A 12,048-nucleotide genomic window follows, 5' to 3' on the forward strand; every position below is an offset into this window, starting at 1 on the left:
GCGCAGTAGCCGCAGAAGGGACGGGTGTAGATGGTGACGTGGGCCATGCTCTGACTCGACTGTTTCTCGCCCTCATATAGGACGCGCCTGCATTTCTGTAACGCGGGCGACGACGGATAGGCTCACGCTGGCCGCGCCGGCCGCCAGCAGGGCCCGCGCGCAGCCCTCGGCCGTGGCGCCGGTGGTCAGGACGTCGTCGACCAGCACGATCCGCCGCCCCTCGACCAGGCCCCGCCTGGACGGCGGCACGGCGAAGGCGGCGGCGACGTTGCGGCGGCGGCCCGACGCCGACTTGCCGCCCTGGCTGGCGGTGTCGCGCCGGCGGACCAGGGCGTCGGGCAGATAGGTCAACCCCGCCATCCGCGCCAGGGGCCGCGCGATCTCGGCGGCCTGGTTGTAGCGGCGGCGCAGCAGGCGCGAACGGTGGACGGGCACGGGAACCACCGCCTCGGCCTCGTCCAGCAGGTCGACGGCCGCGCGCGACAGCCAGCGGGCGAACAGGCCCGCCAGGTCCGTGCGGTCGGCGTGCTTCAATTTCAGGATCAGCTCGCGCGAGTGCTCGTCATAGACGCAGGCCGCCCGCGCCCGCTGGAACGCCCGGGGACGCGCCTGGCAGGCGGGGCAACGCTCATGCCCGGCCTCGGCGTAGGCCAATCCCAGACCACAGCCGTCGCAGACCGGATCATCCAGAAAGGTCACCTTGGAAAAGGCGCCGGCCGCCAGGCCGCCGGTCAGCGCCGCATCGCCGTCCAGGCTGGAAGGCGGCAACAGGAAATCCAGAAGCCCGCGTCCGAAACCTGTCCAAAACGGGCCGACGAGGCGCGGCGGCGCTTTCCATGTCGATCCGAAGTCGCCATGTTCCGCGCCCATGACCGCCTCCCCCCTTCTCTTCGACCGCGTCCTCCACCGCGCCCGCCTGGATCGCGCCGCGCCGAACTACGCCGCCGCCGACTTCCTGAAGGCGCGAGCGGCCCAGGATGTGGTCATGCGGCTGGAGACGATCCTGCGACGCTTTCCGACCGCCGTCGACCTCGGCGCGAGAAACGGTCATTTTTTCAAGACCTTGGAGGCCAGCGACGCGCGCGCCAACATCGACCTGCTGATCGAGACCGACCTGTCGGAACGCATGTTGGCGGGTCGCGGCGCCCCGCGCCTCGTCGTCGACGAAGAGCGCCTGCCGTTCGGCGACGAGACCCTGGATCTCGTCGTCTCGACCCTGGCCCTGCACTGGACCAATGACCTCGTGGGCGCCCTGATCCAGATCCGCCGCGCCCTGCGCCCCGACGGCCTGTTCCTGGGCGCGATCTTCGGAGGGGCCACCCTGACGGAGCTGCGCCAATGCCTGCTGGCGGCCGAGGCCGAGCTGACGGACGGCGCCTCGATGCGGGTTTCGCCGTTCGCCGACGCGATCGACGCGGCGGGGCTGCTGCAGCGAGCGGGCTTCGCCCTGCCCGTCGCGGATGTCGACCGGGTCAAGGTGCGCTACGCCCATCCGCTGGCGCTGTTGCAGGACCTGCGCCGCATGGGCGAGACCAGCGTGCTGCTCGACCGCTCGCGCAAGCCGCTGCCGCGCAAGGTGCTGTTCCGGGCGATGGAGCTCTATGTCGAACGCTTCGCCGAGGCGGACGGCAAGGTCCCCGCGACGTTCGAGATCGTCTCGGTCACCGGCTGGGCGCCGCACGAGAGCCAGCAAAAACCCCTGCGTCCCGGCTCGGCCAAGATGCGCCTGGCGGACGCTCTGGGCGTCAAGGAACAGCCGGCGGGGGACAAGGCGGGGTAGAACTCCGCGGCCCACCAACTCCACCCGTCATTCCCGCCCTTGTGGCGGGAACCCCTCTGTCGGCCGCAAGGGCAGGAGGGGCGGACCGCAGGCGGTCCGCTTGCGTCTCACGTGTCAGCTGAACAAGGGGTTCCCGCCACAAGGGCGGGAATGACGGATGTGTTGCGAGGGCATTTGAGAAGCGCCCCCCTCAAAGAACATCCCGCAGCCACGCCACCAGCGGCTCGTCGGCCGGCGGCATCGGGTAGTCGGCCAGCTTATCGGGCTTCACCCAGGCCAGCGCCTCGTGCTCCTTGCGGGTGACCTGCCCTTCCCAGCGGCGCAGCAGATAGAGCGGCATCAGGAGATGGAAGCTCTCATAGGTGTGCGAGGCGAAGACGAACGGCGCCAGGCACGCCTGGGCGACCTTGATCCCCAGTTCCTCGTCCAACTCGCGGATCAGGCATTGCTCGGGCGTCTCGCCGGGCTCGACCTTGCCGCCGGGAAATTCCCACAGGCCCGCCAGTTGCTTGCCCTGCGGCCGCTGGCAGATCAGCACCCGTCCGTCGACATCGATCAGGGCGGCGGCGGCGACGAGGACGGTAGGCTTGCTCATGGGGCGGGTTTGGCGCGCGGCGGCTGGACTGGCAAGAGCGCGCCGCCCCATCGTCGCCGCAATTACTCCTGTAACTTGCGCGATCACTGGGAGGGACACCATCATGCGCAAGACGATCGCGACCCTGGCCGCCTGTACGGCCCTGCTTGTCGCCGCCCCGGCCCTGGCCCAGGCGGCCAATCCCGAGGAACCCGCCGTCCGAGCGGTGCTGGAGCACTACCTGGCCGGTCACGCCACTGGCGATCCCAAGGAATTCCGCCAGGCCTTTCATGACGACAGCCGGCTGATGTGGATCCGCGACGGCGCGCTGATGCAGCGCTCGGACGACGAGTACGTCGCCGGCGCGAGCGGCAAGCCCGCCGACGACGAGGCCCAGCGCAAGCGCTGGATCGAGTCGATCTCGATCACCGGCTCGGCCGCCAGCGCCAAGATCGTGCTGGACTATCCGACCGCGGTGCTCACCGACTACATGCAACTGCTCAAAACGCCCGACGGCTGGAAGATCGTGCACAAGATCTTCGACGTGGCCCCCAAGGCGAAACCGGCTACGTGATAGAAGATGCTCCCCCGCGGCGCGGGGGAGGAACTCGCGCAAAGCCCAAAACTTGACTTTCCCGCTGGGATAACGGATACGACGCCTGCGCCCCCTTGGCGCTATCGGTGCTCCAGCCGCGTGAGGGTCCTTTCGGACCAGCCTGTCGAGCGCCCTGAAGAGCTTCTCATTCGACCGCCCGTGCACGCGGGGCGCTCCCCAGACGACTTGCCAAGCAGCAAGCCGTGCGAGGATCGCGCGTGCTCGGCTTGGCGCATGAAAGACCGAAAACACGTGACTCAATTTTCCGACCTTGGCCTGGCCAAGCCGCTGCTGAAAGCCCTTGCCGAGAAGGGCTACAAGGAGCCGACGCCGATCCAGGCCCAGGCCATTCCGGTGGTGCTGCAAGGCAAGGACCTCCTGGGCATCGCCCAGACCGGCACCGGCAAGACCGCCGCCTTCGCCCTGCCCATCCTTCAGCGCCTGGCCGAAGACCGTAAGCCCGCTCCGCGCCGCGGCTTCCGCTGCCTGGTGCTGTCGCCCACCCGCGAGCTGGCGACCCAGATCGCCGAGAACTTCAAGGCCTACGCCGTCCACATGGGCCTGTCGGTCCACACCATCTATGGCGGCGTCAAGTATGGCCCGCAGATGAAGGCCCTGGCCGGCGGCATCGACGTGCTGGTCGCCACGCCTGGCCGCCTGATGGACCACATGGCCGAGAAGTCGGCCATCGTCTCGGGCACGGAGATCTTCGTGCTCGACGAGGCCGACCAGATGCTGGACCTGGGCTTCGTGGTGCCGATCCGCAAGATCGCCAGCCAGCTGACCAAGAACCGCCAGAACCTGTTCTTCTCGGCCACCATGCCCAGCGAGATCGGCAAGCTGGCCGGCGAGCTGCTGAAGGATCCGGTGCAGGTCTCGGTCGCCCCGCAGGCCACCACCGTCGAGCGCATCGACCAGCGCGTGCTGTTCATCGAGGCCCAGCGCAAGCGTCCGCTGCTGGCCGAGCTGTTCGCCGACTCCTCGTTCAGCCGCACCATCGTCTTCACCCGCACCAAGCGCGGCGCCGACCGCGTGGCCAAGTACCTGAACGCCGCTGGGATCGAGGCCGCCTCGATCCACGGCGACAAGACCCAAGGCCAGCGCGAGCGGGCTCTCGCCGCCTTCAAGGCCGGCGAGATGCGGGCCCTGGTGGCCACCGACATCGCCGCGCGCGGCATCGACGTCAACGACGTCAGCCACGTGATCAACTACGAGCTGCCCAACGTGCCGGAGGCCTATGTCCACCGGATCGGCCGCACCGCCCGCAAGGGCAAGGACGGTATCGCCATCAGCTTCTGCGCCGATGACGAACGCAACCTGCTGAAGGACATCCAGAAGGCCACCCGCCAGACGATCCCGACCTTCGACCGCCGCAACGACAAGCAGCTGGCGGCGGCCGCGGCCGTGGCCGACAAGCTGGTCCCGGCCGAGAAGTACGTCGATCCGCGCCGGGCCGACCCGCGCAACGACGTGCCGTCGGAACTGCGCCGCAAGCGCAGCCGCAACCGCAATGGCGGCGGCCAGAAGGGCGGCCCCCAGGGCCAGTCCCAGGGTCGCGGTCAGGGCCAGAGCCAGGGCAAACCCCAGGGTCAGAAGGCTTCGCCCGGCAACGCGTTCCGCGGTCCCAAGCGCCAGTCGGCTCCCGCCGAAAAGCGCTGGTCTCCGGTCGACTGATCCTTTCCAGACCACGTCTCGGGCGCCTGCGACCTTTTGTTGCAGGCGCTTGAAACCTCCACCGCTATGAGGTCACCTCCCGGCCAGACCGGGCTCGAGGCCGGGTGGGGGATCGGAAAGATGGGCGAGGGCAAGCCACGCGCCGCGCCTGCGCTGGCCAGGATCGCCGGCGGCGAAATGGCGAAGCGCGTTCGCGCTTTCGACTGGTCGACGACGCCTCTCGGACCGATGGACTCCTGGTCGCCGAGCCTGCGGCTGGCGGTCGACATGATCCTGGCCACCAACTTCCCCATGGCCCTGCGCTGGGGTCCCGAGTTGGTGCTGATCTATAACGACGCCTATTCGCCCGCCCTGCATGAGCATCATCCCTCGTCCCTGGGGATCCAGTTCAGGGACACCTCCGCCGACTTCCAAGCCTCGATCCGCACGCTGCACGAGGAGATCCTCAGCGGCGAGAGCGGCGGCTTCGCGTTCGAGAAGCTTCCGCTGCGGGTGCTGCGCAGGGATCAGCAGGAGATGGGCTGGTTCACCGTCAGCTACAGCCCCGTGCCCGACGCCACCGCGCCGAACGGCGTCGGCGGCGTGCTGGTCACGGCCGTCGAGATCACCGACACCGTCAAGGCCGCCGAGGACCTGCGCGGGGCCCAGGAGCGCTATCAGCTGGCCCGCGAGGCCGCCGGCGTGGTCGGGGCCTGGGAGTGGGACATCAAGGCCAACAAGGTCTATGCCGACGCCCGCTACGCCGAGCTGCACAACATCGCGCCCGAGTTCGCCGAGGCGGGCCTGCCGGTGCAGAGCTACACCCCCGCCGTCCATCCCGACGACCGCGAGCGGGTCAGCGCCGTCGCCCTGGCCTCGGCCCAGACCGGCGGCGACTTCTCCGAGGAATACCGGCTGATCCAGCCCGACGGCTCGGTTCGCTGGGTCTATACGCGGGGCCGCGCCTATCTCGACGCCAACGGCAAGCCCGAGCGCAACACCGGCGTCATCATCGACATCACCGAGCGCAAGCAGGTCGAGGCCGCCCTGGCCGCGGCCCGCGTCGATGTCGACATCGCCGCCCAGGCGGCCGGCATGGGTCGCTGGGACCACAATCCTTCAATGGGCCAGCGCTACTGGGACCCCCGGGCCCGCACCATCTTCGGCATTCCCCAGGATGTGGCGCCTTCGACGGAAGTCTTCGAGCGGGCGGTGCATCCCGACGATCTGCCGGCCGTGCGCGCGGCCATCGCGGCGGCGATGGATCCGAACGGCTCGGGCGCGATGAACATGGAGTACCGGGTGCTGCGGGCCAACGGCGCCCTGCGCTGGGTCGAGGTGTTCGGCCGCGCCTTCTTCGAGGGCGAAAGCTGCGTGCGGTTCGTCGGCGTGGTCTCGGACGTCACCGAGCGGCGCGAGGCGATCGACCGGCTGCTGCGCCAGGAGGAGACCCTGCGCCTGGCCATCGACGCGGCGGATGTCGGCACCTGGGACTTCAATGTCGAGACCGGCGAACTGATCTGGTCCGAGCGTTGTTACGGCATGTTCGGATTGCCGCGTGGCGAGCCGGTGGACCCGGAGTCGTCCTTCGCCCACGTCCATCCCAGCGACGCGCCGAGGGTGCGCGAGGCCATCGCGCGGGCCATGGATCCGGCGATCCGGGCCGACTACGTCGCCGAGTTCCGGGTCATCGGCCGCGACGACCATGTCGAGCGCTGGCTGAGCGTGAAGGGCAAGGCGTTCTTCGACAACGCAGGCAAGGCCCGGCGCTTCGTCGGGGCGGCCGTCAACATCACCGACCGCAAGCGCTCCGAACTGCATCTGCGCCTGCTGGTCAACGAGATGAACCACCGGGTCAAGAACAGCCTGGCCACCATCCAGGCCATCGCCGCCCAGAGCTTCAACGGCGCCCGCCCCCTGCCCCAGGCGCAGGAGGCGTTCTCCAACCGCATCGTCGCCCTGGCCGAGGCCCACGACCTCCTGACCCGCGAGAACTGGGAAGGGGCGGACCTGCACGAGGTGGCCGAACGCCTGGCCGCCCTGCACGGCGGTCCCGCGCGGTTCGAACTCAGCGGCCCCGCCGTCCGCCTGTCGCCCAAGACGGCCCTATCGCTGTCGATGGCCCTGCACGAACTGGCCACCAACGCTATCAAGTACGGGGCCCTGTCGACCGCCGCCGGCCGCGTCAGGGTCGCCTGGGACTTCGCGCCGGACTCGGGCGGCGAGCGCCTGGACCTGACCTGGACCGAACGGGACGGCCCGCCCGTCAAGCCGCCCACGCAGCGGGGCTTCGGCTCGCGCCTGATCGAAAAGGGCCTGGCCGCCGAGCTGTCGGGTTCGGCGGCGATCGACTTCCTGCCCGACGGCGTGGTGTGCCGTATCCAGGCCCTTCTGGAGGCCTGAGAACCGCTCCCCTAACTGACCGCCGCGGCTCGCAGCGCCGCTGCGATCTGTTCGTCGGTGCGTCGCAGCGCCATCATCAGCGCCCCCGCGACGATCAGGGGAAGAACGGCCCAGACCAGCCAGCCGGCCACGGCCAGCGCCGTGGCGCCGCCGATCAGCATGGCGATCACCAGCTCGGCCATGGCCGTCAGGAGGGAGCCGCCGCGACGGCGGCGGAAGTCGGCCCGCTTGCCGGGTTTCTGGCGCCAGACGCCGATCATGCCCGCGCTCCAGGCCGTCAGCCCCGCGCCCAGCGCCGTCCATAGCCCCGCCAGCGGCTGGAACCAGGCCAGGACCGCGACCGGCGCCAGCAGCAGCAGTCCGACGGGGATCAGAGCCGCCGCCAGCTTGGCGCGGTTGAGCACCGCCATGGGCGTCGGCGCCATGGCCAGCAGATCGGGCGTGTCCTCGGCCGAGACGGTGATCCAGACCAGGCTGCCGGCCACCTGGCCCGCCAGGAAGGTCACCGCCGCCGCGCCGCCGGCCAGCATCCAGGCGGGCTGGTGGGCGGCGTTGCGCGCCAGCAGCAGCGCCAGCGGCAACATATACAGCACTCGCAGCAACACCTGCGACAGCAGGGCCGCGTCGCGGGTCATCAGGCGCGTCTCCTTGCGCAGCGTCGCCCGGAACGCTCCGGCGGCGAAGGCGCGGGTCGCGCCGCGCGCGGCCTTGCGGGTCTCGGCGCCCTGCGTGGCGGCGGCCGCGTCCGCGAAACGACGGCCCAGGATCCAGGCCGCCAGCAGGAAGATCCCCATCCCCGCCGCGATCATGACCAGCAGCGGGACCGGCTGGCCCAGCGCCGCGCGCAACGGCAGGTCGGCCAGGGGCGGCAGGCGAATGCGGCCGTCCTTGGCGTCCAGGGCGATCCGCGCGAACAGGCTCTCGCTGGCCTGCTTGCCCATCAGGTTGCGGTACTGGCTGGCCAGGAAGAAGGCCGCGCCGATCAGGGCGGCCATGACCTGGGCCACGGTGCGCGTGCGACGCGGGCCGATCAGGGCGAACAGGGCCATGGCCAGCAGCAACCCCACGCCCGAGGACGCCAGGGCCGCCGCCGCCAGCACCAGGAACACCGCCGCCCACGCCGGATGGCCCAGGACGATAGACGGGCCCAGCAGCAGGAAGGCCGGGATCATGAACCAGGCCGCGGCGTTCACGGCCAGCCCCAGAGCCCGGACGAACAGCACCTTGCCTGGTGCCAACGGCGAGGAGAACAGGAGGTCCAGGTCGCCCCGCTCGTAGAGGGCGTCGGCCGCCGCGGCCAGGGTGCTGGATAGCATCAGGGTCAGGATCAGCGCCAACGCCAGGTCGGCGATCGCCACCGACAGCGGAACGATCGGAACCTCGACCTCACGGACAGCCAGGGCCAGAAAGACTCCGCCGATCAGCAGCATCGCTCCGAGGACCCCGAAGGCGATCACCGCTCCCGGCCCGCTGGACTTGCGCCCCGCCGTGAAACCGCGCCAGGCCAGGCGCAGCTCGTGAGCCAGAAGCCAGGGCGTGCTGGCCGACCTGAACACGGTCACGCCGCCTCCCCGGCCGTGAGCTGCAAGAAGACGTCCTCCAGCGTGCCGCCGCTGGCCTCGCCCGCCCGGTCGCGCAGGTCCTGCAGCGTGCCCTCGGCCAGAAGGCGGCCGCCGGCGATGATGCCGATGCGGTCGGCCATGCGCTCGGCGACCTCCAGGATGTGGGTGGTGAGGATCACCGTGGCCCCGGCCTCGACCCGGGCCTTCAGCATGTCCTTGACCAGGCGCGCGGCGGCGGCGTCCAGGCCCGTCAGCGGCTCGTCCAGGATCAGCAGCCTGGGATCGTGGACGAGAGCGCCGGCCAGGGCGACCTTCTGCTTCATGCCGCGCGAGAAACCCTCGCACCGGCGCCGCGCCTCGGCGGTCAGGCCCAGGGTGGCCAAGAGGTCCTCGGCCTTGGCCTTGGCCGCGCCGGGCTCGATGTTCCAGAGGCCGGCGACGAACTCCAGATATTCCAGGGGCGTCAGCTTGTCGTAGATCATCGCCTCGTCGGGAGCCCAGGCCAACAGGGCCTTGGCGGCGGCGGGGTCCTTGCGGGCGTCGACGCCGAAGATCGAGACCTCGCCCCGGTCCGGCTGGGTAAGGCCCGCCACCATCCGCAGCGTCGTGGTCTTGCCCGCCCCGTTTGGCCCTAGCAGGGCGTAGAGCTCGCCAGCGTGGACCGTCAGATCCAGGTCAGACACCGCGGGCTTGGCGAACGTCTTGCTCAAGCCACGCACGATCAAGGCTTCCGTCAAACCCGCCCCCCAAGCCGTTCCGCGCGGCGGAGTTGAGCGCGATTGCCACCGGACGGCAAGGGCGACCATGAGGCTTGAAGGTATGACCACGGCGCTCTATTGGTCAGATGACATAAAGAACAAATTGGGGAGCGCGCGCGTGCGGGCAAATCGGTTTCTGGCGCGGACGACATGCGGCGTCGCCCTGGTCTTCTCGACGGCTTCGGCGGCCCTGGCCTGCGACACTCCGGTCAGCGTCTGCGCGACGGGCAAGGCCACCAGCCTGGCCCTGATCCAGAAAGGTCGCCCAGCCTCGGTCTATGTCGACGCCAAGGCCGATCCGGCCGTGCGTCATGCGGCCGAGAGCCTGAGCGGCGATCTCACCCGGGTCGGCGGCGGCGAGACGCCCCGGCTGGATGATCTTTCCAAGGCCAGCGGCCCGACGGTGATCCTCGGGGTGCTGGGCAAGAGCCCGGTGATCGACGGCCTCGTGAAATCCGGCAAGCTGAAGGTCGAGGACCTGCAAGGCCAGTGGGAGGGCTTCCGCCAGGTGGTGGTCGAGCGCCCCGCGCCCAATATCCCGCGCGCCCTGGTCATCGTCGGCTCGGATCGGCGCGGCGCTGTGTTCGGCGCCTATGACCTGTCCGAGCGGATCGGCGTCTCGCCGTGGGTCTGGTGGGCCGACGTGCCGGTCACGCGCAAGAGCGACCTCTTCCTGACCGCCGGCGCCCGCGCCGACCACCCGCGTGTCAAGTATCGCGGCTTCTTCATCAACGACGAGAACCCGGCCTTCAGCGGCTGGACCAAGGCCAAGTTCGGCGGGGTCAATTCCAAGGCCTACGCTCACGTCTTCGAGCTGATGCTGCGCCTGAAGGGCAACTATCTGTGGCCGGCCATGTGGGCGCCCAAGGCGTTCAACGACGACGATCCGCGGAGCAAGGTCATCGCCGACGAGATGGGCGTGGTCATGGGCAGCTCGCACCACGAGCCGATGACCCGCGCCCAGGACGAGTGGCATCGGAATACGGACAAGGGCGTGGCCTCCAAGGGAGAACGGGGCGGCCGCTGGGACTACACGACCAACGCCGAGAACCTTCGGACCTTCTGGCGCGGCGGCATCGATCGGATGATGTCGAAAGGCGACGGGACGCCGTACGAGAGCGTGGTGACCGTCGGCATGCGCGGCGACGGCGACGAGCCGATGGCCGAGGGGGCGGCGACCCAGCTGCTGGAAAAGATCGTCGCCGACCAGCGCCAGATCATCGCCGACGTCACCGGCAAGCCGGCCGACCAGACGCCGCAGGTCTGGGCGCTCTACAAGGAGGTCCAGGACTATTACGACCACGGCATGCGGGTCCCTGACGACGTGACCCTGCTGTTCTCCGACGACAACTGGGGGCAAATCCGCCGCCTGCCGGTGGCCGGTAAGGACAAGCTGCCGCGCGCCGGCGGCTATGGCGTCTACTACCACTTCGATTACGTGGGAGGGCCGCGGAACTACAAGTGGATCAACACCAACCAGGTGTCCAAGGTCTGGCAGCAGATGGACCTGGCCTACGAACGCGGCGCGCGGAACCTGTGGATCGTCAATGTCGGCGACATCAAGCCGCTGGAGTACCCGTTAAGCTTCTTCCTGCGCATGGCCTGGAACCCCGAGGCGATGACCCCCAAGGCCCTGGCGGACTTCCCGCGCGACTGGGCCAGCGAAGCCTTCGGTCCGGCGCTGGGCGGCGAGATCGGCGAGGCGCTGGAGACCTACGCGACCCTGGCCTCGCGCCGGAAACCCGAGCTGATCGACCAGGACAGCTTCCCGCTCGGCCCCGACAACGGCGCGGGGCCTTTGGACGGCGGCGAGTTCGGCGACATCGTCGACCGCTGGCGGGCGCTCGAAGCCAAGGTGGCGGCGATCAAGGCCCGGCTGCGCCCGGACCAGCGGGACGCCTACTTCCAGCTGGTCGAGCACCCGGTCACGGCCTTCGCCAACCTCTACGAGATGTACTACGCGACGGCCTGGAACCGTCGCCTCTCCGCGCGAAACGACGCCCGCGCCAACGTCTTCGCCGACAAGGTCGAGGCGACCTTCAAGCGCGACGCCGACCTGACCGCCCAGTACCACGCCCTGAACGGCGGCAAGTGGGACGGCATGATGAACCAGGTCCACATGAGCTATGTGATCTGGAACGACCCGACCCAGCAGACCATGCCCAGCGTCGCCCGTGTGTCGGCCGACACCCCGCCCGAGAAGCTGAAGGCCAAGATCGTCTTCGCCCGCTCGGCCGCCGCCGATCCCAGCCTCGTGACGCTCGAGGCCGCCAAGTTCGATCGCGCGGTCGGCGACAAGGGTCTGTCCTGGACGGTCGTCCCGCACCTGGGCCACGGCGACGCGGTCCTAGCCCTGCCGCAGGGCCGCCCGTCGACCACCGCCGCCGACGGCGTGCGACTGGAGTACGGCGTTCAGATCCCCCGCCCGGGTCCGGTCACGGTTCGCCTCGCCCTGGCCCCGACACTGGACGCGACCGGCGGCGATGGAATCCGCATCGGGATCTCGATCGATGATGGTCCGATGCAGGTCGTGAAGTCCGACCTGATCCCGACGCCGGGCGCGGTCAGCCGCCCGGAGCAGGCGGCGTGGATCGAGGCGGTCAAGAACCACCTCCACACGGTCGAGGCCCGCTTCCCCGCCCTCTCGGCCGGCCGCCACGTGGTCAAGGTCTGGCGCCTCGACGACAACGCGGTGCTGGAGAAGGTGACGGTTGATATGCGTT

9 protein-coding genes are annotated in these 12,048 nt (G+C 69.7%); 5 read left to right on the plus strand and 4 right to left on the minus strand.

Annotation, left to right across the window (positions count from 1 at the left end):
• Nucleotides 1–72: 72 nt before the first annotated feature.
• A complete protein-coding gene (locus VJ655_RS16765) occupies nucleotides 73–870 on the minus strand; it encodes a ComF family protein (RefSeq protein ID WP_324113047.1) in 798 nt (265 codons plus the stop codon).
• Between VJ655_RS16765 and VJ655_RS16770 the strand changes: the two genes are divergently transcribed.
• Nucleotides 869–1,780, plus strand: coding sequence for a methyltransferase domain-containing protein (locus tag VJ655_RS16770; protein ID WP_324113049.1), 912 nt, complete (start codon nucleotides 869–871; stop codon nucleotides 1,778–1,780). The genes VJ655_RS16765 and VJ655_RS16770 overlap by 2 nt on opposite strands.
• Nucleotides 1,781–1,970: 190 nt before the next feature.
• Here the strand turns inward: VJ655_RS16770 and mutT are convergent, their stop codons facing one another.
• Complete coding sequence (gene mutT / locus VJ655_RS16775; protein ID WP_324113051.1) at nucleotides 1,971–2,375, minus strand: 8-oxo-dGTP diphosphatase MutT; 405 nt, start codon at nucleotides 2,373–2,375, stop codon at nucleotides 1,971–1,973.
• A gap of 103 nt (nucleotides 2,376–2,478) precedes the next feature.
• Here mutT and VJ655_RS16780 point away from each other — a divergent pair, with 103 nt between their 5' ends.
• The 3 genes from VJ655_RS16780 to VJ655_RS16790 all read left to right on the plus strand — a co-directional run bounded on the left by VJ655_RS16780 (nucleotide 2,479) and on the right by VJ655_RS16790 (nucleotide 7,005).
• On the plus strand, nucleotides 2,479–2,928 hold the full coding sequence (locus VJ655_RS16780; protein WP_324113052.1) for a nuclear transport factor 2 family protein: 450 nt from the start codon (nucleotides 2,479–2,481) through the stop codon (nucleotides 2,926–2,928).
• A gap of 273 nt (nucleotides 2,929–3,201) precedes the next feature.
• Entirely contained in the window at nucleotides 3,202–4,623 is a 1,422-nt protein-coding gene (locus VJ655_RS16785) for a DEAD/DEAH box helicase (protein WP_324113054.1), read from the plus strand.
• Between the two features lie 120 nt (nucleotides 4,624–4,743).
• A complete protein-coding gene (locus VJ655_RS16790) occupies nucleotides 4,744–7,005 on the plus strand; it encodes a sensor histidine kinase (protein WP_324113056.1) in 2,262 nt (753 codons plus the stop codon).
• An 11-nt stretch (nucleotides 7,006–7,016) separates the two neighbouring features.
• On the opposite strand, the gene VJ655_RS16795 is transcribed toward VJ655_RS16790, so the two are convergent.
• Together VJ655_RS16795 and VJ655_RS16800 are read right to left on the minus strand one after the other, a co-directional pair.
• On the minus strand, nucleotides 7,017–8,567 hold the full coding sequence (locus VJ655_RS16795) for a hypothetical protein (RefSeq protein WP_324113058.1): 1,551 nt from the start codon (nucleotides 8,565–8,567) through the stop codon (nucleotides 7,017–7,019).
• Nucleotides 8,564–9,373, minus strand: coding sequence for an ABC transporter ATP-binding protein (locus tag VJ655_RS16800; RefSeq protein ID WP_324113060.1), 810 nt, complete (start codon nucleotides 9,371–9,373; stop codon nucleotides 8,564–8,566). Before VJ655_RS16800 ends, VJ655_RS16795 begins: the two co-directional genes overlap by 4 nt.
• A gap of 70 nt (nucleotides 9,374–9,443) precedes the next feature.
• On the opposite strand from VJ655_RS16800, the gene VJ655_RS16805 reads away from it, so the two are divergent.
• The coding region (locus tag VJ655_RS16805) for a glycosyl hydrolase 115 family protein (RefSeq protein ID WP_324113062.1) at nucleotides 9,444–12,048 on the plus strand (2,605 nt) is incomplete at its 3' end.

Origin of the sequence: Caulobacter sp., assembly GCF_035254145.1 — a bacterium.
Classification (GTDB): domain Bacteria; phylum Pseudomonadota; class Alphaproteobacteria; order Caulobacterales; family Caulobacteraceae; genus Caulobacter.